This is a genomic window from Caulobacter sp. FG121, assembly GCF_057809815.1.
The window spans coordinates 1,096,495-1,120,007 of record NZ_JBMDKR010000001.1 but is presented as its reverse complement, the minus strand read 5'-3'; the positions used below and the strand labels follow the sequence as shown (position 1 = coordinate 1,120,007).

Sequence of the window (23,513 nt, the reverse complement as noted above, 5' to 3'; positions counted from 1 at the left end):
AAGGGTCGGGGATGGGGGTGTGTCTGTTCTGGCTGGAGGTATTGAGGACGGGCTCGACGCCATCAGCGTTCGTCGCCCGACGCCCTGCAAGCACCCCCACCCAGCCCTCCCCCATCGAGGGGGAGGGCTTTTAGGGTCAGGCGGCTGTGAGTTCGGAACTCACGGTCGCGAAGGCCCAGTCGAGCCAGGGCGTCAGCGCCGTCACGTCGGCCGTATCGACCGTCGCGCCGCACCAGATCCGCAGGCCCGGAGGCGCCTTGGCGTAGCCGCCGATGTCGTAGGCGGCCTTTTCCTTCTCCAGCAGGGACGCCAGTTTCTTGGCGAAGTCGGCCTGGGCGTCATCGCTGAGTGCGGTGATCGCCGGATCGACGACCTTGAGGCAGACGGAGGTATTGGACCGGCTGGCCTTGTCCTCGGCGAGGAAGGCGACCCAGGGCGTGACCGCGACCCAGTCCTCGAGCGCCTTCAGATTGGCTTCCGAGCGAGCCTTCATGCCGGCGAAACCGCCGACAGTGTCGGCCCAGGCCAGGGCGTCCAGGGCGTCCTCGACGCAGAGCAGCGAGGGGGTGTTGATCGTGGCCCCGTCGAAGATGCCGGCGTTGAGCTTTCCCTTCTCGGTCATGCGGAACAATTTCGGCATCGGCCAGGCGGGCGTGTAGCTCTCCAGCCGGGCGACGGCGCGCGGCGACAGGATCAGCACGCCGTGAGCGGCTTCCCCACCGAGCGCCTTCTGCCAGGAGAAGGTCACGGCATCGAGCTTGGCCCAGTCGAGGTCCTGGGCAAAGGCGGCGCTGGTGGCGTCGCAGATGACGATGCCTTCGCGATCGGCGCTGATGAAGTCGGCGTTCGGCACGCGCACGCCGCTGGTGGTGCCGTTCCAGGTGAACACCAGGTCCGCGTCCGGGCGGACCTTCGTCAGGTCGGGCAGGGCGCCATAGGGGGCCTCGAGCACCTCGACATCCGGCAGTTTCAACTGCTTGGTCACGTCGGTGACCCAGTCCTTGCCGAAGGATTCAAAGGCCAGCAGTTGAACCGGCTTCGGGCCCAGCATGGACCACATGGCCATCTCGACGGCGCCGGTGTCGGAGCCGGGGACGATGCCAATGATGAAGTCCGCGGGAACGCCCAGCACCTCGCGGGTGCGGTCGATCGCCAGCTTCAGCTTCGCCTTGCCGGGCTTGCCGCGATGCGAGCGTCCGAGGACGGCGTCACTGAGGTTTTCGGGGGTCCAGCCGGGTCTCTTGGCGCAGGGGCCTGAAGAGAATTCGGGGCGCGCCGGGCGCAAGTCCGGCTTTTGCGGAGTCGTATTCACTGCGATGTCTCCCATCCTTGCAGATGGACTGCGCTCCGTTGGGAGAGCGTGGCCCGCAGTTGAAGAACCCGATTTCGCTGCGCCGCACAAGCGGAGTTTTTCTTGGGTCGCTGACAGGAAGCGCTGGCGCGTCGCCGGCAGGGGCCTTACCTCCGGCGGCTGGCAGGGGGACGCGGGTGCAATCTCGGGCGCGCATAGACTGGGTGGTGCTGGGGATCCTGGTGCTGATCTGGGGCTCGGCCTTCGCCGGCCTGAAGATCGCCGTGGGCGGCATTCATCCCTTCTGGGTTTCGGCCATCCGCCTGTGGGTGGCGACCTTTACCCTTTGGCTTGTCGCGGCGGCGCGGGGTGAGCAACTGCCGCCGCTGGCGTTTGATCGTCAGGGAGTCTGGTTCGCCTACGCCATGCTCGGACTGGTCGGGTTCGCCGTCCCCTTCTTCATGTTCTCTACGGCGGCGAAGAGTCTGCCCAGCGCGGTCAACGCCATCTGCAACGGCGCGTCGCCGGTGTTCACCGTGGTGATGGCCCACCTGTTCCTGCACGACGAGAAGCTCACGCCCCGCCGTCTGCTCGGGGTGGTGCTAGGCTTTGGCGGGCTGCTGGTGCTGGTCGGTCCGCGCCTGACGTCGGGCGCGGCGCTAGAGGCCGGGGCGCTCGGCCTGGCGATCGGCGCGGCCGTGCTCTACGCGGCCTCAAACATCATGATGCGCAAGACGCCGCAGGTCCCCTCGACCATCGGCGGCCTGATGATGTGCCTGACCGGCGCGATCTTCGCCACGATCGGCGCTCTGGTGCTTCATGGTCCGCCGTCCGCGCCGCCGCCGGGGGCGCTGGCAGTGACGGCGGTGCTGGGAATCTTCTCGAGCGGACTCGGCACCGTCGGCTGGGTCTGGCTGATTCAGCGTCGCGGCGCGGTGTTCACCTGCATGACCGTCTATCTGCTGCCGCTATGGGCGCTGGTTCTGGGTGTTGGTCTGATGCACGAGCGACCCGGCTGGAGCGCCCTGGTCGCGCTGGCGCTGATTCTGGGCGGGGTTGGCCTGACGACGGCGCCGGCCCGAAAAGTCGCTCAGGCGGTCTGACCAGCCTGCTCTCGCCGACGCCAGGAGATCAGGGTGCCCACCAGGATGCAGCCGATGACGGCGAACGTGTCGAGATTGTTGATCACCGAGTACATCCGGTCGTGCGGCCGTTCGATGACGAGGTACCAGGCATGGAGGCTGAACTGGACGCCCTGGAGCAGCATGGCCGCGCCAATCCAGAGGCTGGCGTACCGGATCGCCAGCACAAGGAAGCCCAGCGCAAGCAGGCCGTCGGCTGTCAGTAGGGCGACCGAAATGGCGTTGGCATGGAAGAGAACATGGACGGCGAGAGCCATCGCCGAGGTCCCGACCTTCAAGGTCGCGCCCCATCTTTCCGCCGCCCCCCCCTTGAACCAGGCAAGCAAAAACACGCCCAGAAGGACTGTCCAGCCGACCAGAGGGAGAACCGAGTGGTACATCAATTGCGCCTCTAACACGGTGTTAGAGGCGCAAGAGAGTTAAACTATCGCAACCTCGAAGGTCAGCTGACCTGACGGAGATCCTGGCCAGCCTTGAGCGTCGCCAGTTCCGGGGGCTTGTCTTCGAAGCCGGTCATCTTGGTCCGCACGCCAATGCGCAGCTTCACATCGTTGAGTTCGTTGTGAACGGCCACCACGGCCGACCGGGCTTGCGCCAGGGCGGCCATCGCATCGACCAGTTTCGCCGGGGCGGCGTCACCGACCACCGCGGAGAGGTTGAGATCCTTACGGGCCTTGAGCAGGTCCGCCATCAGTTCCGCGGCTTCGGTCATCGCAGCGTCGAGCGCATGCTCGGTCGCGAACAATTTCCTGGCCACACGTTGAGCGACAAAAGCTTTTTCCACCTAGACTCTCCTTCAACCGGTAGGCGAGCCGAAGGTAAACGAAACCTTAATTTTTGACTAGGTAAATAGAAGGTTAAATTGTCGCGGAAGCGAAGCGTTAGGGAGATTGGGCGATAGAAGCGAAGCGTTAGGGAGATTGGGCGATAAGAGTCCGATGACGGGCGGTTTTTCGGGCAGATGAGCCAGCAAACGGACACAACCCAGGCTTCCAGCCATGCGCCGTTCCAGGCGCGCGTGGCCAGTGTGGCGCTGGTCACCACCGTCGCGGTGCTGCTCGCGGCCTGCGGCGCCTTCATGATCCAGCAGTGGGCCGTCTCCCGACAGGAATCCAAGGCCAGCAGCGCGGCCATGAACGCCGTGGTCGCTGAAATCGCCGCCCCGGCCCTGGCGCGGGGCGATGAGTCCGAAGCCCGCCGGGCCGTGATGTCGATGGTCGCCGCTCCCGGCGTTCGCTCCGCCAGCCTGGTCGACGCCAAGGGTCGAATTCTCGCGGTCCAGCGGGCGGCGGCGCCGTCCGACGCATCGGAAACGACCATTCGTACGCCCGTGACCCTTTCGGGGCGCGAGGTCGGATCGCTGGTCACGACGGTCGAGTCGCCACGCCTGTCGGCGCTGTTTCCGCGCTTTCTCGCGCTGACCTTCGCCCTGTTCTTCGGCACGGCCGGCATCGCCATGTTTGTAGCCAATGCCCTTGCCCGCCGGGTGATCCAGCCCGTCAGCCGTCTGTCCAGGGCCATGGGCGAAGTGGCGGAGAGCGGTCGTTTCGCGCCGGTGGCCGAAGAGGCGGACGATGATCTCTTCCGCAGTCTGGCCCAGAGCTTCAACCGGCTGCTGGCCAAGCTCGACGCCAATGATCGCGATCTCCGCCGCGCCATGGGCGAGCTGGTCGAGGCGCGCGATCAGGCCAATGCCGCCAACATCCTCAAGTCGCAGTTCCTGGCCAACATGAGCCACGAGATCCGCACGCCGCTCAACGGCGTGCTGGCCATGGCCGACATCATGTCGCGCGATGATCTCGACAATCGGCAGCGTGAACGGCTGGCCGTCATCCGTGAGTCGGGTGAGCTGCTGCTCAGCGTCATCAATGACGTGCTCGATCTGTCGAAGATCGAGGCCGGCCGCCTTGAGCTGGCCGAACGCGACTTCTCGCTGGACGACGTCGCCGAAACCGCCGCCAGCGCCTTCTCGGTCATGGCCGGCCAGAAGAACCTGCGCTTCGGCATGACGGTCGATCCGGACGTCGCCGGCTGGTGGCGCGGCGATTCCGACCGGCTCCGACAGATCCTGGGCAACCTGCTGTCCAACGCTGTGAAGTTCACGGTCGAGGGCGCCGTGGCGGCCCGCTTCTCCGCGGGCCCCAACGGCGGACTGCGGCTGATCGTGTCCGACACCGGCATCGGCATCGCAAACGACAAGTTGCCGACATTGTTCGAGAAATTCATCCAGGCCGACAATTCGAATACCCGTCGGTTCGGCGGCACGGGGCTCGGCCTGGCCATCAGCCGCGAACTCGCCCAGCTGATGGGCGGGGCGATCGTCGCCCGGAGCATCGAGGGTGAGGGCTCGACCTTCACGGTTGATCTGCCTCTGGCCCGCGCGGCGGCTTCTGCTCCGGCGCCCGCGGTGGCTCAGGAGTCGGCGCAGGACGCTCTGGAAGACCGGACGCTGCGCATTCTCGCGGCCGAAGACAACGCCACCAACCAGAAGGTCCTGCGGGCGGTCATGGAGCCGCTCGGGGTGGATCTTCACATCGTTGCCGACGGCCGACAGGCGGTCGAGGCCTGGCGCCAGGGCGGCTTCGACCTGATCCTCATGGATATCCAGATGCCGGTGATGGATGGCGTGGAGGCCGCTCGCGAGATTCGCGCCGCCGAGACCGCCGGCGGCGGCGCCAGGACGCCGATCCTCGCGCTGACGGCCAATGCCCTCGTGCATCAGGTCGAATCCTACCTGGCGGTAGGCATGGACGGTCATGTCTCCAAGCCGATCGAACTGAAGCGCCTCTATGATGCGATCGAAACGGCGCTCACCAATGCGGCCGCGGCGCGGTCCGTGGCCGCCTGACCCGTTCAGGGACGTGAACGCAGGACAACGAGCGCCTCAGAACCGTTTCAGGTTCCGCGTGTTTACCTCTGTGCAAGGTCGTCACCCCCGAGGCGACTCCGCACAAGAGGATACGCGTTATGAAGAAATTCCTGATCCCGCTTCTGGCGGCCTCCGCTCTGGCCGGCGCCGCCATGCCGGCCGCTGCGGCTCCCTGGACCAACATCAACCAGCGCCAGGCCCAGCTCGACCAGCGCATCGATCAAGGCGTCCGCAATGGCTCCCTGACCCGCCGCGAGGCCGCCAACCTGCGCGCCGAATTCCAGACCATCGCGCGTCTGGAATACCGCTATCGCCGGACCGGCGGCCTGCAGGGCTGGGAGCGCGCCGATCTTGATCGCCGCTTCAACGTCCTGAGCGCCAAAGTCCGCTACGAGCGTCACGACCGTGACGATCGCGGTGACCACCGTCCTGGCCCCGGCCCCGGCCCGCGCCCTGGTCCCGTCTATGACACCGACCGCGACGGTCATCCCGACCGCAACGACCGGTTCCCGCACGACCCGCGTCGCTGGTAAGTCCTGACCCGGACTGATGCGAAGGAACGCCCCCGTCTCTCCCCGGACGGGGGCGTTTTCCGTTGTCAGAGCCGCAGTACACTCTCGATCACGGTGACGGCCTTGCCGCGCAGCAACACGCGATCGCCGCGATGCTCGCAGTCGAGCTCACCGCCACGCCCGGGATAGGCCTGCAGGAAGCGCAGGTCCGCGCGGGCCAGCTTGCTGGCGAACAACGGCGCAAGGATACAGTGGGCCGAGCCGGTCGCCGGGTCTTCCGGAATCCCCGACCCGGGCGCGAAGAAACGACTGACCACGTCAAAGGGCGACCCCGGGTCCGCCAGCGCCGCCGCCGAAAGATTGCCCCGTCCGCCGGTCGCCTCGCCCGCGATCTTGCCCAGCGCGGCCAGATCAGGCTCAAGCGCCCTGACCGCCGCTTCGCTGTCGAACACCGCGACCAGGTAGCTCCCCGCCCACACCTCGGTCGGTGTGGCCCCCAGCGCCTCGATCAGACCGTCCGGCACGGAGGTCCGCTTCGGGATGCTGGCCGGAAAATCCATTTCGTAGCGGTCGCCGAGCCTCTTGACGGTCAACGGTCCGGACTGGGTGTCAAAGGTGATCTGGTCGGCCTTCACGCCCAGCTCAGCGAAGAGCACATGGGCCGCCGCAAGGGTGGCGTGGCCGCACAGCGGCACCTCCAGCGTCGGGGTGAACCAGCGCAGACCGAAGCGGGCTGGAACGTCCGTTGTCAGGAGACAGGCGGTTTCCGCCTGGTTGTTTTCCGCCGCCAGCGCCTGCATCCAGGCAGCGTCCCGCCAGGCGTCCATCGGCTCGACCACGCAGGCCGGATTGCCCTTGAACGGGCCTGAGGCAAAAGCGTCGACGGTCCACTGGCGCACGAAAATCACTCCCCGGAGAACGCTGAAACGCGATAGGTGGACGTGATGACCTTTGAACTCAATGGCGGCAAGCTTCTGGGGATGTTCGCGCCGATATGGGCGCTGCTGGGTTTGTCGTGGCTGGTCAATCGGGCCGCCTTCCTCGCCGACCCGGTGAACGTGGCGATCACCGCCGGCATCCCTTTCGCGGCGTCCGGCGCGCTTTGGCTGTTCGGCCGGCGCAAGTGGCGGCTGGAGCTGACGCCGACAGCCTTGATCCATCACACGCTGGGACGAACCGAGGTGTTTGACTGGTCTCTGATGGGACCGATCGGCGTCAGCAGGGTCTTCGGCCTTGATCTGGTGTCGCCGTCGACCCTTCATTTCGCCTACGCGGGGCCCGGTCTGCTCGGCCCGGCGGGTCAGGTCCTGGGCCGCCGGCTGCTGTGCGTGTTCGGTGATGGCGGGACCGACCGCCTGCTGCGCCAGATCGAGGATTACCGCCGCCTGCACGGCGTCTGAGGAGGGAGCCATGCCCACCGAACTGCGCACCGATAGCGGCTACGTCGTGAGCGACGACCCGGCCCTGTTCGACCTGCCGCGCGCCTTTCGATGGATCAGCGAGGAGTCCTACTGGGCGAAAGGCATCCCCTACCTCACCTTCGCCACGGCCATTCGAAACAGTCTGACCTTTGGCGTCTATGCGCCCGACGGCGATATGGCGGCCATGGCCAGGGTAGTCACCGACCGGGCGACGTTCGGCTGGTTGTGCGACGTGTTCGTCGATGAGGCTCATCGCAGGCGGGGTCTGGGCAAGGCGCTCATGGCGTATTTCGGAGCCCACCCGGACCTGCAGGGCTTCCGCCGCATGCATCTGGCGACCGCCGACGCCCATGAGCTTTATCGCCAGTACGGGTTCACCGACCTGACCGGAGCGGACCGCTGGATGGAGATCCGGGATCCGGATGTTTATGCGCGGGGGCGGTGAGGGGGTGCGTCCTTCGAGACGCGATCCTGAGGGATCGCTCCTCAGGATGACGGGAAGAGGTGGAACGCACTCCCGTTCGTCATGGTGAGGAGCGAGGCCTCAGCCGACCCCGGACCTGATCCGGGGCTCGAACCACGCAGCCTCAGCCCGGCTCCACCACCGTAACTTCCGGCCAGCGCGTCCGCGCCGAGGTCGTCGTCTTGACCCAGCCCTTCGCCAGTCCCCGAAGCGGGTTCGGCCGCAGGGTCATGGCGAACACATCCTCCAGCCCGAACGGCGCCTTGATGGTCAGGCTGTCGTCCGCCTCCAGCCGCACCCCGACCCCGAAGGCGGGGGCGACGAACCGGGTCAGGGCCTCGGCGCTGTTCGACAGGGGCTCGTAGGGTTCGCCGAAATGATCCTCGAACCACAGATGCACCCGCGCCTGGTTGCGCACCTCGACGAGGTCATTGAGCGGGGACGGGAACAGGGCCGCGGCGCGTTTTATGAACACGTCTTCGGCGTCCCAGCTGGTGTCCGGGTCGAAGTAGATCACGTCGTAGTCGCGCACGCCGTAGTCGGGCTCGCGGCCGGTCACGTGGTTCCAGATTCTCTGGTAGACCGCGCCGGAGACGATCAGCCAGTCCGGCAGGTCCAGCTCCCGCGCCCCGGTCAACACGGTCATCATCGAGGGCGAGGCGCGGAGGATATCCTCCAGCTGCTGCTCAAGCGGTCGGCTCATTGGTCTCTCATCGGCCAGGCGTGATCGAGCGGCCCATGTCCCGCGCCGAAGCCCGGCGCACGCAGCATGGCCTCGTGAACGTAGTTCCAGGCCCGGGCCACGGCGGCGGTCAGCGGCAGGCCCTGGGCGAGGCCGACGGCGCAGGCGCTGGCCAGGGTGCAGCCGGTGCCGTGGGTATGGCGGGTGTCGATCCGCTCGCCCTCGAACGTTGTCTCGCCCTCGGGCGTCATGAGGATGTCGACCACCCGGTCGCCGGCGACATGGCCGCCCTTCATCAGAACGGCCTTCGCACCCATGGCCAGCAGCGCTTCGCCGGCGCGGCGCTGGTCGTCTGGCGTGGCCACGGTGAGTCCGGTCAGAGCCTCGGCCTCGGGCGCATTGGGGGTGAGCAGGGCAGCGCGGGGGACCAGCAGGGATATCATCGCCGCCACGGCCCGCGCCTCCAGCAGGGAGGCTCCGCCCTTGGCGATCATCACCGGGTCGATGACGGCGGGCACGCCGGCGGCGCTGTCGAGCACCCGCGCGACGAGCGCCACCGTCGCAACATCGCCGAGCATGCCGGTCTTGATCGCGTCGGCGCCGATGTCGTCGAGCACCGCGCGGGCCTGGGCCTCGATGATGTCCAACGGCACGGGATGCACGCCGGTGACGCCGAGCGTGTTCTGCACGGTGATCGCGGTGATCGCCGTGGCCGCATAGCCTCCCAGCGCCGTCACCGTCTTTATGTCCGCCTGGACGCCCGCCCCGCCGCCGCTGTCGGATCCGGCGATGATCAGAACGCGGCCGCGATGGGAATCAGGGGAGGGCATGGGACGGTTGTAGCGAGCGAGCGCGGCGCGGGGGAGTCGGCCCAATATATATCTTGTCAGATATATAACTATTGGATTATTTAAGTGCCATGGATCACGTCTTTGAAACCCTCGCCGAACCCAACCGCCGGCGTATCCTCGACCTCCTGCGTGAGGGCGAACGGCCGGCGGGCGACTTGGTGTCGGCGCTGGAAATCAGCCAGCCCGGCGTCTCGCGGCATCTGCGGATCCTGCGGGAGGCCGAGCTGGTCCGCGTGCGCCAGGACGGCCAGCGCCGGCTCTACAGCCTGAACGCCGCGCGGCTGGCGCGGATCGACGCCTGGCTGGCGCCCTATCGGCGCTTCTGGTCCGACAAGCTCGACGCCCTTGAAGATCATCTCGACCGGGAGACTCCCCAATGACCGCCACCCTGCCCGCCGACGCCGGAACCTGGCGCGAAACCGCTGCCGGCCTTGAACTGCGGTTCGAGCGCCGCCTGCGTCATTCGCCGGAGAAGGTCTGGAAGGCCGTCGCCACGCCGGAGGGCATCGCCTGCTGGTTCGCCATCCCCGTCGGCATGGAGATGAAGGCCGGCGGTCAGTACAATTTGCGTTTCAACCACCCGGTGACCGACACCTGGACCGCCGAGAACGCCGCCCGCGTCGCGCCCAACACGGTCCTCGCCTGGGACCCTCCGCGCCTGTTCGAATACACCTTCGGCGAGGGGCATACGGTGCGTTGGGAACTCCACCCGGACGGCGACGGCACCTGGCTGGTGATGACCCACACGGTCCCGGCGAAGGACGTCGGCGAAGCGACCGGCTATCTCAGCGGCTGGCACCAGCACCTGAAGGGTCTTGAGGCCGCGACAGCTGGTCAGGCCACGCTGTGGAACTGGGACGGCTGGCGTGAGCTGAAGGGCGCCTACGACGAGGCGTTCGGGGCGGGTTGAAACCACCCCGGCTCGTCTAGCCGTCGATCGCGGCGTTGACCGCCAGAGCCTGCACGGTCTCGCGGACATCGTGTACCCGCACCGCCGCGACGCTCGCCTGCGCGCCGGCCAGCGCCGCCGCCAGCGAGCCACCCAGGCGATGGTCGGCGTCGGCTGTGCGGTAAATCGCGGCGATGAAGCGCTTGCGGCTGGCGCCCAGCAGGACCGGGAAGCCCAGCGCCACAAACCGGGGCAGGGCGCGGAGCAGGGCGAGGTTGTGCGCCAGCGTCTTGCCGAAGCCGATGCCGGGATCGAGCCAGAGCTTTTCACGCGCCACGCCGGCGGCCAGGGCGACCTCGACGCGGGCCAGCAGGAAGGCTTCGACCTCGGCGACGACGTCGTCATAGCGGGGGTCGTCCTGCATCGTGCCGGGCTCGCCGAGCATGTGCATCAGCACCACCGTACAGCCGAGGTCGGCCGCCACGGCCGGGGCGGCCGGCCCGCGCAGTGCGCTGACGTCGTTCCAGATCGTCGCCCCGGCGGTCACGGCGGTGCGGGCCACTGCGGGCTTGAGGGTGTCGACGGAGATGGGGATCGCGCTTTCGGCGCGGATCGCGGTGATCAGCGGGATCACGCGGTCCAGTTCCTCGGTCTCGGACACCGGCGCGGCGCCGGGCCGGGTGGACTCGCCGCCAATGTCGAGGATGTCCGCGCCCTCCGCGATCAGCCGCCGGGCATGGCCCAGCGCAGCGTCGGGGCCGGGATAAAGCCCGCCGTCGGAGAAGCTGTCGGGCGTGACGTTGACGATGCCCATGACGAGGGGGGGCTTCATCTGGATGCTCCCCTTCGGGGGAGCTGTCCGCGAAGCGGACTGAGGGGGTCACCCGAGATCTGAGCGGACCCCCTCCGTCCCGGCTTCGCCGGGCCACCTCCCCCGAAGGGGAGGATCACTACTCCGCGTCCCGCGCCACCACGCCGGTCGGACGCGGCGACAGGGGGACCGAGGCGTTGGGGCCGGCAGGGCGCTTCTGGTCGGGTTCCTCGCGGTTGGGCATGACGCCCTTGATCGCGTTGGTGATCTCGTCGCCGCTGAGGGTCTCGAACTCGAGCAGGGCCTTGGCCACCTTGTGAAGGTCTTCCAGGCGCTCGGTCAGGATCCGGCGGGCCTCGTCGAGGCCTTCCTGGACCAGCCGCTTGACCTCGTTGTCGATCAGCCGGGCCGTTTCTTCCGAGACGTTCTGGGTGCGCGCGACCGAGTGGCCGAGGAAGACCTCTTCCTGGTTGTCGCCATAGGCCACGGTGCCGAGCTTGTCGGAGTAGCCCCACTGGGTGACCATCGCCCGGGCGAGGCCCGTGGCGGCCTTGATGTCGCTGCTGGCGCCGGAGGTGATGTTCTCCTTGCCGAAGATCAGCTCCTCGGCGACGCGGCCCGCCATCATGATCGCCAGACGGCTTGTCATCTGGGCGTACTTCATCGAGTAGCGGTCGCCCTCGGGCAGCTGCATGACCATGCCCAGGGCGCGGCCGCGCGGCACGATGGTCGCCTTGTGCACCGGGTCGGCGCAGGGGACGCTCATCGCCACCAGTGCGTGGCCGCCCTCGTGGTAGGCCGTCAGGGTCTTCTCTTCCTCGTTCATGGCCATCGACCGGCGCTCGGCGCCCATCATGACCTTGTCCTTGGCCATCTCGAAGTCGTCGTGGGTGACCATGCGGCGGTTCTTGCGCGCGGCCAGCAGGGCGCCTTCGTTGACCAGGTTGGCCAGATCGGCGCCGGAGAAGCCGGGCGTGCCACGGGCCAGGGTGCGCACGTCGACGTCGGCCGCCAGCGGCACGTTGCGCATGTGCACGCGAAGGATCTTCTCGCGGCCCGTCACGTCGGGGTTGGGCACCACGACCTGGCGGTCGAAGCGGCCCGGACGCAGCAGGGCAGGGTCCAGCACGTCGGGACGGTTGGTGGCGGCGATCAGGATGATGCCTTCGTTGGCTTCGAAGCCGTCCATCTCGACCAGCAGCTGGTTGAGCGTCTGTTCGCGCTCGTCGTTGCCACCGCCGAGGCCCGCGCCGCGATGGCGGCCGACGGCGTCGATTTCATCGATGAAGATGATGCAGGGCGCGTTCTTCTTGGCCTGTTCGAACATGTCGCGCACGCGGCTGGCGCCGACGCCGACGAACATTTCCACGAAGTCCGAGCCGGAAATGGTGAAGAAGGGCACGCCCGCCTCGCCGGCGATGGCGCGGGCGAGCAGCGTCTTGCCGGTGCCCGGAGGGCCGACCAGCAGCGCGCCCTTGGGGATCTTGCCGCCCAGACGCTGGAACTTGGCCGGGTCCTTCAGGAAGTCGACAATCTCGGTCAGGTCGTCCTTGGCCTCCTCGACGCCGGCGACGTCTTCGAAGGTGACCTTGTTCTTGTTCTCCGTCAGCAGGCGCGCCTTGGACTTGCCAAAGCCCATGGCCCCGCGGGCCCCGCCCTGCATCTGGCGCATGAAGAAGATCCACACCGCGATCAGCAGCAGGATCGGGAAGGCCTGTATCAGGATGTTGAGCAGCAGCGAGCGCTCGCCGGTCTTGAAGTTGATGTTGACCCCGCGGGCCTCCATCCGCTTGACCAGATCGGCGGAGTCGGCCGGCACGACGACCGTGTAGGCCTTCTTGTCCTGGGTCACGAGGTCGACCGAAGCGCCGTGGAAGGTGGCGCTGGTGATCTGACCACGGTCCACCTGACCCAGCAGATCGGAATAGGAATGGGCCTCGGGGGCCGCTGTCGTCCCGGGCGCGGCGCCGCCGCGCGCCACCATGCTCCAGACGCCGGCGGCGATAATGACGACGACCGCCCAGATGGCCAGGTTCCGCAGGTTCATTCGCTCAAACTTCCTGTGCTTACCGACTACAAGATAGGACGGCCGGGTCGATTTCGCCACGCGCGCGATTCGTCACGGAGCCGGTTCGCTGTCTACGCCCCCCGTCGCCGCCTCGAAACGGGCCAATGCGAGGGCATGAACACGAACCGATGGCCGCTCTGCAAGGATCGGGCAAGTCACGACCCCTTCGGCGTCGAAGATCACGGGCAGGGTCGGGCGAGCGGCGGCCGGGATGGCAGTCACTCGTCTGCGCTCGCTTTCCGGCAGTTTCGCGGCGCGGCTGGCGAGCGGAGCGACGGTCAGGCCGGGCCGGTCGGCGAGGATCGCGAAGCGGCCGTCCCAGACCACCTCCCGGCCCAGGGGCAGGGCCAGCGGGGGGAGACCGCCGCGCGTGGTCTCACCGGCGTCGCGCATGACCGTGATCTCTGTCCAGCCGACCTCGATCCGCGCGCCCGCGAGCGTGACCGTGAACGGATCACCCCGCCGCAACCCGTCGATGATCCGCGAAAGACTGGCATTGCGTGGCGGCCGGGCTGTCCCGGCCGCGCACAGGGCGGCGGCGGCGAGGGTGGAGGGCGGGGTGGATTTGGCCAACACCAATCCTCCCCACGCAGTGGGGAGGGGGACCGCTCGGAGAGCGGTGGAGGGGGTAGCGCCAGCGGCAGCGGCCAAAGCCTGAATTCCTGTCCTTCCGGACAGGGCGGCGCTGCCCCCTCCACCCTGCTCCGCAGGGTCCCCCTCCCCACTTCGTGGGGAGGATTGAAGGCGCCGCGCCCTCGCTCTCGCGAACCGCATGTCCTCATTCGCGGGATCGTCGATCCAGCCCTCGCCGGCGTCTCGCAGATAGTCCCGCAGCGCTGCCCGGCTGACGCCCAGCAGAGGGCGAAGCAGGAACACCCCTCGCCCTTCGGGCCAGGCGGGCGAGGGGGCCCAGACCCGCGCGTCGGAAACGGTCGAGCCCTCCGCACGCATGGCGGCGGACTCGGCGAGGTCGTCGGCGGTGTGGCCCATGAGCAGGACGCTCGCCCCGGCGCGCCGCGTCGCATCGGCCAGCAGGGCGTGGCGCGCCTGGCGGGCGGCGGCGGGCAGGCCGGTGGCCGGCTTGGCGCCGGTCCAGGCGAGGGCCCGAAAGTCCACGCCCAGCCTGGCCGCGGTCTCCTGGCAACGCGCGGTCCAGCCGGCGCTCTCGGGGTTCAGGCCATGATCGACCGTCAGGGCGACGATGCGCCGGCCATGAGCGTCCGCCCAGGCCTTGGCGATCAGCAGCAGCGCCAGCGAATCCCCGCCGCCCGACAGCGCGACGGCCAGCGGCGCCGTCGAGACGGCTTTCAGGCGGCGGTCGAGGATGGGGAAGATTCTCTGCTGAAAGTCCAAGGCGCTCAATACCCGTTCATCCCGGCGAAGGCCGGGACCCAGGTGTTTTAGCTATCGGCGCCGCGCTGTCAGGAAAAAAGCCTGGGTCCCGGCCTTCGCCGGGATGAGCGGAACGAGAAGCGTTACGCCGCGCACTTGGCCTGGGTGCGGACCGTTGCGGCGCGGCTGATCACCGAAGCCGGGGCCTTGGGATAGCGGCGGGCCAGTTCGTCGAGGGTCTGGCAGGCATCCGCCGGCTTCTTCAGGGCGACCAGCGAGCGGGCCAGTTCCAGCGTCGCGTCGGGCGCCCAGGCGGTCTTGGGCCAGCCGCGGATGGCGCCGATGAAGGCCCCGGCCGCGTCGGCGTTGGCGCCGCGCACGGACAGCGTCTTGCCCAGCCAGTAGCGGGCCTCCGGACCCTTCTCGGTGTCGCCATAGCGCTTCACGAAGGCCTGGAAGGCGGCTTCGGCCGAATCGTAGTCGCCGTTCAGCATGAAGTTGCGGGCCTTGGTGAAGTCGGCGTCGGGATCGCCGGCGTCTTCGGTCGGGGTCGCGGTGTCGTTGGCGGCGGCCTGCTGGCTGGCGACCGTGGTCTCGACGGCCGTGGTCCGGGCTTCCAGCGCGGCCAGCCGGTCTGCCAGCGCGCGATTGGCGGCGTCAGCGGTCTTCAAGGCCTTCTGCGCGCGGTCGAGGTCGTAGGCGAGGGTTTCGTTCGCGCCGTTCAGCTTGGTCAGGGTCTCTTCCAGATCGGCGACGCGATCGGTCAGGGCCTGGATCTGGGGTTCCGTTTCGGCCGGCATGACCACGACCGGCTTCCCGCTGTCCCGGCCCTGGAACACGATCGAGCGCAGCTCGCGGACGACCTTTTCCATCTTGTCGAGCCGCTTGACCGAACGGTCGTCCAGCGGATCAGGCATCGGCGTCTGGGACCAGGCGGCGGCGGCGCCGAGCGACAGGGTCAGGGCGGCGAAGGCGGCGAGAAGGGTTTTGCGCGTCATGGCTCGAAACTGTCTGTATTGCGGCGTCGAAATTACGGCGTGCGCTTCAAAAGCAAAGAGGGGACCGCGGTCAACGCGGCCCCCTCCCGGCTTTTCAGCGATCGGGGCTGCGTTACCGCGCGCCCTCGACGATGACGGTGTGTCCATTGCGGTTGCGGGCCCAGGCGTCCTCGTTGGAGCCCGGATCGACCGGCCGTTCCTTGCCCCAGGACAGGGTCACGATGCGGCTGGAGGCCACGCCGCGGCTGGCGAGGTAGTCGCGCACCGCGTTGGCGCGACGGGCGCCGAGGGCCAGGTTGTACTCGCGGGTGCCGCGTTCATCGCAGTTGCCCTCGATGCGCACCTTCACGGACGGGTACTGGCGCAGCCAGTTGGCCTGGGCGTCCAGCACCGGCATGGCGTCGGAGCGGATGTCGTAGCTGTCGAGATCGAAATAGACGAAATCGCCGACGTTGATGACGAAGTCCTGCACCGAGCCCGGCAGGACGCGGCTGTCGACCGGCGGCGTCACGCCCGGACCGCGGGGTCCGGCGGGGCCGGGGCCGGCGGACGGGCCGGGGCCGGGTGTCGCGGGCGTCTTCGTGGCGCAGGCGGCCATCGAAGCGGTGGCGGCGACAATAAGCGCCAGTCTAACGGCGCGCTTGGCGTCGAAGCTCATGAGCTTCCTCCTCCGTGGATTATCTATCGCGCCAATAGTGGCGCAGGATTGTGAACAAACGCGACCCAAAACTCGACTTTGATCTCACAATGGCGTCAGACCGGGGCCAAACAACCACAATCACCGGTCAGTTGAGCAACGGCGACCACGCCGGGTCCGAGCCTGAACCCTGGTAAGGCGCGGGTCGCAGGATGCGGCCGGTGATGTCCACGGTCCACAAACGCGGCGGACCGCCCGGCGTTTCCCGGAAGAACATCAGCACCCGACCGTTCGGGGCCCAGGTCGGACCCTCGTCGAGGTAGCTGGTGGTCAGGATCCGCTCGTCGGAACCGTCAGGACGCATCACGCCGATGTGGAACGAGCTGCCGGTCTGTTTGGTAAAGGCGATGAAGTCGCCGTTCGGACTCCAGACCGGGGTCATGTAGCGGCCCTGGCCGAACGAGATGCGCTTCGCCCCGCCGCCGTTGGCGTCCATCACATACAGCTGGGGGCTGCCGCCGCGGTCCGAGTTGAACACGATGCGCGCGCCGTCCGGCGAGAAGCTGGGCGAGGTGTCGATGCCCGGGTCGCTGGTCAGTTTGGACTGCGCGCGAGTGGCAAGGTTCATCACCCAGACATCGGTGTTGCCGCCGCGCTCGACCGAGAAGGCCACGCGGCCGCCATCCGGCGAGAACCGTGGCGCGAAGACCATGCCGGGAAAGCGGCCGAGCGTTTCCTGACGGGCGGTCTCGATGTTGAACAGATAGATGCTGGAGCCTGTCGGCCGCAGCGCCATGTAGGTGATCTCCTGGCTGGTCGAGGAGAAGCGCGGGGTCATCACGACATAGCTGCCGTCGGTCAGGCTGGAGGGGTTGGCCCCGTCCTGGTCCATGATCATCAGGCGCTTGACGCGATTGCCGCGCGGGCCGCTCTCGGCGACGAACACTACGCGGGTGTCGAAATAGCCCTTCTCGCCGGTCAGCCGCTCATAGACCGCGTCGCTGATCTTGTGCGCCACGCGGCGCCAGTTTTCCGGCGTCGAGGTGAACTGCAAGCCCAGCAGCTGCTCGCCGGAGAACACGTCCCACAGGCGGAAGTCGACGCGCAGCTTGCCGTCCGCCTCGACGGTGATGGCGCCGTTGATCAGCGCCTGGGCGTTGATGGTCTTCCAGCCGGCGAAGTCGGGCTGGATGCCGATGTCTAGGTTGCGTTCGGGGAAGGCGGCGCTGTCGATCGGCGCGAACAGGCCGGACCGTTCCAGATTGCCGGAGATGACCTGGGCAATCTCCGCGCCCCGCGCGGCGCCGGTGAAGGCCGGCACGGCGATCGGCAGGGGGCGAACCTCACCCTGGTTGACGTCGATCTCCACGTCGGCCCTGGCCATGCCGGGCAAAACGGCGCCGGCCATGAACAGCGCGAAGAGGGCGGCGAGGACGGGTCTGAAGGTCATCGTGGCACTCCGGTCAGCGACTCGCGCAAACCTGGTTGGCGTTGAAATTGACGGTGACTTTCTCACCGTACAGCTCGGCGGGGAAATTGGGGAAAGGTTCTGTCATTCGTATGGCGCGAATGGCGGCGTCGGAGCCGGCCCGCAGCAACGACCCCGGAGGCGCGCTTCCGCCGGACGAGGTCGGGTCGCCGAGCAGCCGGCCGTTCGGCGCGACGATGAAGCTGACCTTGATGTTCACGTCCGCCCCGCCCTCGACGAGGCAGTTGGGATTCCAGCGGCGGCCGAGGTCGCTGCCAAGCGTCAGCAGATAGCCCTTGGCGCCCGCCGAGGGGCCCGTGCTCGTGCCGACCGCCAGCGTCCGGTCCCGTTTGCCGGTTCCGCCGCCGCCGCCGGCCTGCGGTCTGGCCGGGCGGCGCGCGCTCTGGACGTCGGCCATCAGCCGATCGAGATCGAGCGCCGGTTTGTGGGTCGGCGTCGGGGTCGGCGTCGCCTTCGCGGGCGTTTTCACCGGAGGCTTCGGCGTCGGATCGGGCAGAGGCGGGGCGACTGGCACGGGCTCCGGCGCCGGTTCAGGCAGAACCTCCTCGCCGGCCGAAACCTCTTCGACATCACCCTGTTCGGCCTGCCGCGCGTTCGGCGGACCCTGGGTGACGATGGTGATCGGGACCCCGCCGGGCGGTTGCGGCGGCTTCTTGAACCAGATCCCCGCCATGATGACGAACGCGAACAGGCCCACATGCACGAGCAGCGAGGCCAATAGAGCCGGGGACATGTTCGTGCCCTCGCGCCGACTCATCGGCGCGTCCCACGGTTGGGGAAGGGGCAGCCCCGCGTCATTTTGCGGGGATCTCGGAGGGCGAGGGCGAGGGCGAGGGCGAGGGCGCGGCCGCCGGGCCCGAAGACGGGCCGCCGGTGTCGGTGATCAGGTTGATCTTGGAAAAGCCGCCCGTCGACAGGGCCGCCATCACCCGGGCGACGACCTCATACGAGGCCTTGCCGTCGGCGCGGACATAGATCGGCTTGTCGTAGCCCGCGCTGGCCATGGCCGAGAGCCGGGGCTTGAGCGACGCGAACGGGATCTGGCTGTCGCCGACGAACAGGCCGCCGTCGGCCTTGATCGTCAGGGTGATCGGCTCGGACTGGTCCTGCATCGCGCCGGCCTCGGTCTTGGGCAGCTCGATGGGCACGCCGCTGGTCAGCAGCGGCGCGCTGATCATGAAGATGATCAGCAGCACCAGCATCACGTCCACGAGGGGCGTGACGTTGATCTCGCTGAGCGCGCCGCGCCGGCCGCGCCCGCGCCGGCCGCGCCGCTTGCCGACCGCGCCGAAGGCGTCTGTGGACGACAGGGCCATGGCTCAGATCTTCTCCGCCAGACGACGCTGGATGGCGGTCGACAGATCGTCGGCGAAGCCTTCCAGCCGGGCGGCGAACTTGCCGGCGTCGGTCGAGAACTTGTTGTAGGCGATGTAGGCCGGAATGGCCGCGGCCAGGCCGATGGCCGTGGCGAATAGGGCTTCGGCGATGGCCGGCGCCACGACCGCCAGCGAGGTGTTCTTCTCGATCGCGATGTTCTGGAAGGCGTGCATGATGCCCCAGACCGTGCCGAACAGGCCAATGAACGGCGAGGCCGTGGCGACGATGGCCAGGCTGCCGAGGCCGTCCTCGACCTTCTGGCTTTCGCGGGCGATGTTGCTGTCGAGCACCCGGTCGATGCGCTGGATCAGCAGGGCGGTCTGCGTGTCGCCGATGGCGCCGCGGGCCCGGGCTTCCTTCCATTCCCGCAGGGCGGCGTTGAGCAGTTTCGGCAGCGGATGCTTCGACCCGGCCGATTCCTGGCCCACATCCTCGAGCGGCCGGCCGGAGCCGACCTTGTCCTCGAACCTGTTGGCCTCGGAGTTCAGCGCCCCGAAACGGAACACCTTGTCGATGATCACCGCCCACGACCAAAGCGAGGCCGAGGCCAGGCCGATCATGACCAGTTTCACCACCCAGTCGGCGTTGCTCCAGAGCGTGACAATGGAAAACGTATCGGCCGAGATCGTTTGGGCGTCCATGCGGTCGCATCCCCAGGTCAGGTTCGCCGCAATTCACGCGTGCGGCTTTGGTGAAACTATGGCGCGGCCCTTAACAGGCCTTAACCCTCTTCCTTGCAAAACCAGGGCCGCAGCGCCTCGACAAGGCCTGGCGGCGGCTTGCGCGGCTTTCCGTCGAGACTGATGCAGGCGGCTGACACTTTCGCGACGGCGATCAGAACGTCACCCAGCATGATGCGCTGGCTGATCTGCAGGCGGGGGCCCTTTGCCTGGTCGTAGGTCGTGACGACCTGCAGCGCGTCGTCGATCTTCGCAGGCCGTTTGAAGTCGATTTCCATCCGCGTGACCACGAAGGCCGCCGGATCGTGCCGCTCGAGCAGGTCGGTGTGCGAAACGCCCGCCAGCCGCAGGAAGTCGCTCCGCCCGCGCTCGAAATAGCGCACATAATTGGCGTGATAGACGACCCCGGTGAAGTCGGTGTCCTCGTAGTAGACCCGTACCGGCAGCACGTGCTCTCGGCCTTCGAAGCGGCCGGCGGTGGGGTGATCCTGATCCATCCCGAAGCAATACGGGATGGCGCGCGCGGCGTCATCCCGTGCGCGGCCCTCCCTCCCCTTCATGGGGAGGGTGGACGGGCGGAGCCCGGACGGGTGGGGAGGCTTGTCGCTACACCGGCGCGTCCAGCGCGGCCGTTCGCTTCCCCACCCTGTCGGCTGCGCCGACGTCCCTCCCCATGAAGGCGAGGGAGAAACCTAGTCGCAGACATCCGCGCGGTACTGGACCACATACAGTGTCGCCCAGCGGGTCATGGTGCGGAGGTTGGCGTCCTGAATGGCGTTCAGGTCCTGCGCGCCGGCGGAGCCCTGTTCGGCCTGGGTGGCGGCGGCGATGAATCCGTCACAGGCGGTGACGGCGGCGGCCGCAACGACCTCGGTGCCGTCCTTTCCCTTCGACAGCTTCCAGGCATAGCGCTGGACGCAGGCCCGGGCGTCCGCCGTCGCGCCGCGAGCGTCGACCCGACCGACATCGGCGTTCAGCACGGGTCCCGGTTCCACGGCGGCGGTCTTCTGTCCGGCCTTTGGATCGATCGGCGACTTGCAACGGCCACCGGCGGCCCCGTCGCCGCAGGCGGCAAGCGTCATGGCCAGGCCGGAAAGCAGCAGGATGCGCAGTGTCATGGGACGTCCCTCCGTCAGGCCGACGTCAACGTCGCGGCCTGCAACGGGGAACGCCGCTCGCGCGCAATGGTTCGCGACGCCGGAACCTGCATGCCGCCGGGCGGTTACGGAATGGACCGGAGACCGACCCCATGACCACGCCCGCCCACGCGGCGCCCAAGGTGCTTCTCATCGTCGAGGACCAGGTGTTGATCGCGATGAGTCTCCAGGACGAGCTTGAGGACTACGGCTACCGCGTGCTCGAGCTGGCCACCCGCCATCAGCAGGCGCTGACGACGGCGCGGACGACGCGGCCGGACCTGGCCCTGGTCAATATCGACCTCGAAGGGGACGATGACGGAGCCGCCCTGGCCTGGGATCTCAAGGCGATGGGGGTGCCGGTGCTGTTCATCAGCGGCCAGCGCGACGTTGTAGAGCTGGCTCGCGAGGCGGCGATCGCCTCGCTGCCCAAGCCCTACACACCCGTCCAGATGCGGCAGGCTGTCGACTATCTCTTTCGTCATGAGACCGGACAGCCGTTGTTGCCCTGTCCGGAGCGCCTCAGCGTCTTCCGGTCTATGCCGACCGACGACGGCGCCCGGCCGACGCCGGCCGCGGCCTGACCTCAGCCCTCGTCGAACAGTCCCGGTGCGCCCTTCGGCGGCGGCGGTTCCTTCAGACCCAGATGCAGGTAAGCCTTGCCGCAGGCCACCCGTCCGCGCGGGGTCCGCTGGATGAACCCCTGCTGCATCAGGAACGGCTCGATCACGTCCTCCACCGCGTCGCGGGCTTCGGCGATGGCGTAGGCGAGGGTCTCGACCCCGGCCGGGCCGCCGCCGTAGTTTTCGATCAGGGCGCGCATGTAGCGGCGATCGAGGCTGTCGAGCCCGGCTTCATCCACCTCCAGCCGCGCCAGCGCCCGTCCGGCGTGGCCCTTGTCGATGAGTGTCGCACCATCGGCGGCGGCGAAGTCGCGCACCCGGCGCAGCAGGCGGCCCGCGACGCGTGGCGTGCCCCGTGACCGGGCGGCGATCTCGCCGGCCCCGTCCTCGGTCAGCGGCGCGCCCATCTTGCGGGCGGCGCCCAGCAGCACCCGCTGAAGCTCCGCCGGGGTGTAGAACTCCAGCCGCAGCGGGATGCCGAACCGGTCGCGCAGCGGGGTCGCCAGCATCCCCGCCCGCGTCGTCGCCGCCACCAGGGTGAAGGGCGCGAGATCGATGCGGATCGAGCGCGCCGAAGGCCCGTCGCCGATGATCAGGTCGAGGACGTGATCCTCCATCGCCGGATAGAGAATCTCCTCCACACTGGCTGGCAGGCGGTGGATCTCGTCGATGAACAGCACGTCGCGCGGCTCAAGGTTGGTCAGGATCGCGGCGAGGTCGCCGGCCTTGGCCAGCACCGGGCCGCTCGTGGCGCGGAAGCCGACACCCAGTTCGCGGGCGACGATCTGCGCCAGCGTCGTCTTGCCAAGCCCCGGCGGGCCGAACAGCAGCACGTGGTCGAGCGCCTCGCCCCGGTCGCGCGCCGCGTCGATGAACACCTTGAGGTTGGCCTTGGTCTGCTCCTGCCCGACGAACTCGGCCAGCGTCTGCGGCCGCAGCGCCTTGTCGGTCGCTTCGAACGGCTGGGCGTCCGCCGAGATGATGCGGTCGTCGGTCACCGCCCGATCTCCTTCAGGGCGGCCTTGATCAGGGATGACACGTCTGCCTCATCGCCGAGATGCCCCAGGGCATGCTCGACCGCTCGCCGGCCGACCGGCTCGGCGATGCCAAGGCCCATGAGGGCGGCCACGGCTTCGCCGGACGCGCTGACGCGATGCGCTTTCGGCGGCTCGATACCTGGACCCGTCGCGCCGCCGCTGATCAGCCCGTCGCCGAGCGGCTTGCCCTTCAGTTCCAGCACGATCCGCTGCGCCAGCTTGGGTCCGACACCGTTGGCGCGGGCGACCAGCGCCTGGTCCCCCCGCTGTACGGCTCCGGCCAGCTCGGCCGGCGGCAGGACGTCCAGCACGGCCATGGCGGCTTTCGGCCCCACGCCCTGGATGGCCTGCAGCAGCACGAACACGCTGCGCTCCTCGCGCGTGGAAAAGCCGTACAGGCGCGGGCCCTGGGCCTCGCTCCACTGATGCTCGACATAGACAATGGTTTCGTCGCCGACAGCGGGTAGCCGGCCGAGTGTGCGCGAGCCGCAGCGCACGACGTAACCGACCCCGCCGACGTCGATCAGGGCCTCTTCCTCGCCGATCTCGGCGACGATGCCGCGAAGCCGCCCGATCATGCCACTTGTCTCAACGCCCGGGCCCGGCGGGAGTGGGCGTGGGTGATGGCCACGGCCAGGGCGTCGGCGGCGTCCTGGGTCGGGCCGCCGGCGGTCGGCAGCAGCCTCGCGATCATGAAGGCGACCTGGGTCTTGTCGGCGGCGCCGGTGCCGACCACGCACTTCTTGACCTCGCGGGCCGCGTATTCCGCCACGGTCAGACCGGCCTTCGCCGGGGCGATCATCGCGGCGGCGCGGGCCTGGCCCAGCTTGAGCGTGGACTGCGGGTTGGTGTTGACGAAGGTCTCCTCAACCGCCGCCTCGTGCGGCTCATGCGCGGCGATCACCGCGCCGATGCCGTCGAACAGGCTCAGCAGCCTCTCGGACAAAGGGGCCTTGTCGACGGAGGTGATCACCCCGTGCGCGACCCATGTCAGACGCGAGCCCTCGACCGCGATCACGCCCCAGCCGGTGCGCCGCAGACCAGGGTCGAGCCCGAGAATCCGAATCGCGTTCATCATGTGTTCTACTACTGTGGCCGAACACTAAACGAACTGCAAAGACGAGATGCTCCCCCGTCGGGGGAGCTGTCGGCACAGCCGACTGAGGGGGTCACCCGAGACCGGAGCGGACCCCCTCCGTCTCGCC

General features: G+C 68.3%; 28 protein-coding genes. 8 read left to right on the top strand and 20 right to left on the bottom strand.

Going from position 1 to position 23,513, the window contains the following annotated elements:
* Positions 1 to 136 precede the first annotated feature (136 nt).
* Positions 137 to 1,312: a phosphoserine transaminase gene (locus tag ACODSL_RS05695; protein ID WP_488899665.1), complete on the bottom strand. Its 1,176-nt coding sequence runs from the start codon at positions 1,310 to 1,312 to the stop codon at positions 137 to 139.
* A gap of 176 nt (positions 1,313 to 1,488) precedes the next feature.
* Here ACODSL_RS05695 and ACODSL_RS05690 point away from each other — a divergent pair, with 176 nt between their 5' ends.
* Positions 1,489 to 2,394 (top strand): DMT family transporter, encoded by a 906-nt coding sequence (locus ACODSL_RS05690; protein ID WP_488899664.1) that lies wholly within the window; start codon positions 1,489 to 1,491, stop codon positions 2,392 to 2,394.
* Here ACODSL_RS05690 and ACODSL_RS05685 read toward each other — a convergent pair.
* Positions 2,382 to 2,690 carry a hypothetical protein gene (locus tag ACODSL_RS05685; protein ID WP_488899663.1) on the bottom strand — a complete coding sequence of 103 codons (309 nt, stop codon included), beginning with the start codon at positions 2,688 to 2,690 and terminating at the stop codon, positions 2,382 to 2,384. The two genes, ACODSL_RS05690 and ACODSL_RS05685, sit on opposite strands and share 13 nt — an antisense overlap.
* 185 nt (positions 2,691 to 2,875) lie before the next feature.
* Complete coding sequence (locus tag ACODSL_RS05680; RefSeq protein WP_488899662.1) at positions 2,876 to 3,217, bottom strand: hypothetical protein; 342 nt, start codon at positions 3,215 to 3,217, stop codon at positions 2,876 to 2,878.
* A gap of 177 nt (positions 3,218 to 3,394) precedes the next feature.
* On the opposite strand from ACODSL_RS05680, the gene ACODSL_RS05675 reads away from it, so the two are divergent.
* Together ACODSL_RS05675 and ACODSL_RS05670 are read left to right on the top strand one after the other, a co-directional pair.
* Positions 3,395 to 5,281 (top strand): ATP-binding protein, encoded by a 1,887-nt coding sequence (locus ACODSL_RS05675; protein WP_488899661.1) that lies wholly within the window; start codon positions 3,395 to 3,397, stop codon positions 5,279 to 5,281.
* 119 nt (positions 5,282 to 5,400) lie between these two features.
* Complete coding sequence (locus ACODSL_RS05670) at positions 5,401 to 5,835, top strand: hypothetical protein (RefSeq protein WP_488899660.1); 435 nt, start codon at positions 5,401 to 5,403, stop codon at positions 5,833 to 5,835.
* Positions 5,836 to 5,900: 65 nt separating this feature from the next.
* Here ACODSL_RS05670 and ACODSL_RS05665 read toward each other — a convergent pair whose 3' ends face one another.
* The gene (locus tag ACODSL_RS05665) at positions 5,901 to 6,713 is read right to left on the bottom strand and encodes a PhzF family phenazine biosynthesis protein (protein WP_488899659.1); all 813 of its coding nucleotides are present in this window, start codon (positions 6,711 to 6,713) and stop codon (positions 5,901 to 5,903) included.
* A gap of 45 nt (positions 6,714 to 6,758) precedes the next feature.
* Between ACODSL_RS05665 and ACODSL_RS05660 the strand changes: the two genes are divergently transcribed.
* Both ACODSL_RS05660 and ACODSL_RS05655 read left to right on the top strand, forming a co-directional pair.
* Positions 6,759 to 7,214, top strand: a complete 456-nt coding sequence (locus ACODSL_RS05660) for a hypothetical protein (RefSeq protein WP_488899658.1) — start codon at positions 6,759 to 6,761, stop codon at positions 7,212 to 7,214.
* A gap of 10 nt (positions 7,215 to 7,224) precedes the next feature.
* Complete coding sequence (locus ACODSL_RS05655; RefSeq protein ID WP_488899657.1) at positions 7,225 to 7,680, top strand: GNAT family N-acetyltransferase; 456 nt, start codon at positions 7,225 to 7,227, stop codon at positions 7,678 to 7,680.
* 142 nt (positions 7,681 to 7,822) lie between these two features.
* Here the strand turns inward: ACODSL_RS05655 and ACODSL_RS05650 are convergent, their stop codons facing one another.
* Both ACODSL_RS05650 and thiD read right to left on the bottom strand, forming a co-directional pair.
* Complete coding sequence (locus tag ACODSL_RS05650) at positions 7,823 to 8,401, bottom strand: nucleotidyltransferase family protein (RefSeq protein ID WP_488899656.1); 579 nt, start codon at positions 8,399 to 8,401, stop codon at positions 7,823 to 7,825.
* A complete protein-coding gene (gene thiD / locus ACODSL_RS05645) occupies positions 8,398 to 9,210 on the bottom strand; it encodes a bifunctional hydroxymethylpyrimidine kinase/phosphomethylpyrimidine kinase (protein ID WP_488899655.1) in 813 nt (270 codons plus the stop codon). The genes ACODSL_RS05650 and thiD overlap by 4 nt, the downstream gene beginning before the upstream one ends.
* Positions 9,211 to 9,299: 89 nt before the next feature.
* Between thiD and ACODSL_RS05640 the strand changes: the two genes are divergently transcribed.
* Together ACODSL_RS05640 and ACODSL_RS05635 are read left to right on the top strand one after the other, a co-directional pair.
* Positions 9,300 to 9,611, top strand: a complete 312-nt coding sequence (locus ACODSL_RS05640) for an ArsR/SmtB family transcription factor (RefSeq protein WP_488899654.1) — start codon at positions 9,300 to 9,302, stop codon at positions 9,609 to 9,611.
* A complete protein-coding gene (locus ACODSL_RS05635; protein ID WP_488899653.1) occupies positions 9,608 to 10,141 on the top strand; it encodes an SRPBCC family protein in 534 nt (177 codons plus the stop codon). Before ACODSL_RS05640 ends, ACODSL_RS05635 begins: the two co-directional genes overlap by 4 nt.
* Positions 10,142 to 10,157: 16 nt before the next feature.
* On the opposite strand, the gene folP is transcribed toward ACODSL_RS05635, so the two are convergent.
* The 11 genes from folP to ACODSL_RS05580 all read right to left on the bottom strand — a co-directional run bounded on the left by folP (position 10,158) and on the right by ACODSL_RS05580 (position 20,630).
* Complete coding sequence (folP, locus tag ACODSL_RS05630; protein ID WP_488899652.1) at positions 10,158 to 10,952, bottom strand: dihydropteroate synthase; 795 nt, start codon at positions 10,950 to 10,952, stop codon at positions 10,158 to 10,160.
* 118 nt (positions 10,953 to 11,070) lie between these two features.
* Positions 11,071 to 12,978 carry an ATP-dependent zinc metalloprotease FtsH gene (gene ftsH / locus ACODSL_RS05625; protein ID WP_488899651.1) on the bottom strand — a complete coding sequence of 636 codons (1,908 nt, stop codon included), beginning with the start codon at positions 12,976 to 12,978 and terminating at the stop codon, positions 11,071 to 11,073.
* Positions 12,979 to 13,050: 72 nt separating this feature from the next.
* The gene (gene tilS, locus ACODSL_RS05620) at positions 13,051 to 14,352 is read right to left on the bottom strand and encodes a tRNA lysidine(34) synthetase TilS (protein WP_488899738.1); all 1,302 of its coding nucleotides are present in this window, start codon (positions 14,350 to 14,352) and stop codon (positions 13,051 to 13,053) included.
* A gap of 122 nt (positions 14,353 to 14,474) precedes the next feature.
* The gene (gene ybgF / locus ACODSL_RS05615) at positions 14,475 to 15,329 is read right to left on the bottom strand and encodes a tol-pal system protein YbgF (RefSeq protein WP_488899650.1); all 855 of its coding nucleotides are present in this window, start codon (positions 15,327 to 15,329) and stop codon (positions 14,475 to 14,477) included.
* A gap of 112 nt (positions 15,330 to 15,441) precedes the next feature.
* Complete coding sequence (gene pal / locus ACODSL_RS05610; RefSeq protein ID WP_488899649.1) at positions 15,442 to 15,987, bottom strand: peptidoglycan-associated lipoprotein Pal; 546 nt, start codon at positions 15,985 to 15,987, stop codon at positions 15,442 to 15,444.
* A 127-nt stretch (positions 15,988 to 16,114) separates the two neighbouring features.
* Positions 16,115 to 17,374, bottom strand: a complete 1,260-nt coding sequence (gene tolB, locus ACODSL_RS05605; protein WP_488899737.1) for a Tol-Pal system beta propeller repeat protein TolB — start codon at positions 17,372 to 17,374, stop codon at positions 16,115 to 16,117.
* Positions 17,375 to 17,429: 55 nt separating this feature from the next.
* Positions 17,430 to 18,188 (bottom strand): energy transducer TonB, encoded by a 759-nt coding sequence (locus tag ACODSL_RS05600; RefSeq protein WP_488899648.1) that lies wholly within the window; start codon positions 18,186 to 18,188, stop codon positions 17,430 to 17,432.
* Between the two features lie 61 nt (positions 18,189 to 18,249).
* Entirely contained in the window at positions 18,250 to 18,771 is a 522-nt protein-coding gene (locus ACODSL_RS05595) for an ExbD/TolR family protein (protein WP_488899647.1), read from the bottom strand.
* 3 nt (positions 18,772 to 18,774) lie between these two features.
* Complete coding sequence (tolQ, locus tag ACODSL_RS05590) at positions 18,775 to 19,473, bottom strand: protein TolQ (RefSeq protein WP_488899646.1); 699 nt, start codon at positions 19,471 to 19,473, stop codon at positions 18,775 to 18,777.
* An 80-nt stretch (positions 19,474 to 19,553) separates the two neighbouring features.
* Positions 19,554 to 20,009 carry a tol-pal system-associated acyl-CoA thioesterase gene (ybgC, locus tag ACODSL_RS05585; RefSeq protein WP_488899645.1) on the bottom strand — a complete coding sequence of 152 codons (456 nt, stop codon included), beginning with the start codon at positions 20,007 to 20,009 and terminating at the stop codon, positions 19,554 to 19,556.
* A gap of 195 nt (positions 20,010 to 20,204) precedes the next feature.
* Complete coding sequence (locus ACODSL_RS05580) at positions 20,205 to 20,630, bottom strand: hypothetical protein (RefSeq protein ID WP_488899644.1); 426 nt, start codon at positions 20,628 to 20,630, stop codon at positions 20,205 to 20,207.
* A gap of 131 nt (positions 20,631 to 20,761) precedes the next feature.
* On the opposite strand from ACODSL_RS05580, the gene ACODSL_RS05575 reads away from it, so the two are divergent.
* The gene (locus tag ACODSL_RS05575) at positions 20,762 to 21,232 is read left to right on the top strand and encodes a response regulator (protein ID WP_488899643.1); all 471 of its coding nucleotides are present in this window, start codon (positions 20,762 to 20,764) and stop codon (positions 21,230 to 21,232) included.
* Between the two features lie 2 nt (positions 21,233 to 21,234).
* Here the strand turns inward: ACODSL_RS05575 and ruvB are convergent, their stop codons facing one another.
* The 3 genes from ruvB to ruvC are packed head-to-tail and all read right to left on the bottom strand — an operon-like array spanning position 21,235 to position 23,386.
* Positions 21,235 to 22,269 carry a Holliday junction branch migration DNA helicase RuvB gene (ruvB, locus tag ACODSL_RS05570; protein WP_488899642.1) on the bottom strand — a complete coding sequence of 345 codons (1,035 nt, stop codon included), beginning with the start codon at positions 22,267 to 22,269 and terminating at the stop codon, positions 21,235 to 21,237.
* Positions 22,266 to 22,886, bottom strand: coding sequence for a Holliday junction branch migration protein RuvA (gene ruvA / locus ACODSL_RS05565; protein WP_488899641.1), 621 nt, complete (start codon positions 22,884 to 22,886; stop codon positions 22,266 to 22,268). The genes ruvB and ruvA overlap by 4 nt, the downstream gene beginning before the upstream one ends.
* Complete coding sequence (gene ruvC / locus ACODSL_RS05560) at positions 22,883 to 23,386, bottom strand: crossover junction endodeoxyribonuclease RuvC (RefSeq protein ID WP_488899640.1); 504 nt, start codon at positions 23,384 to 23,386, stop codon at positions 22,883 to 22,885. Before ruvC ends, ruvA begins: the two co-directional genes overlap by 4 nt.
* Between the last annotated feature and the right edge of the window lie 127 nt (positions 23,387 to 23,513).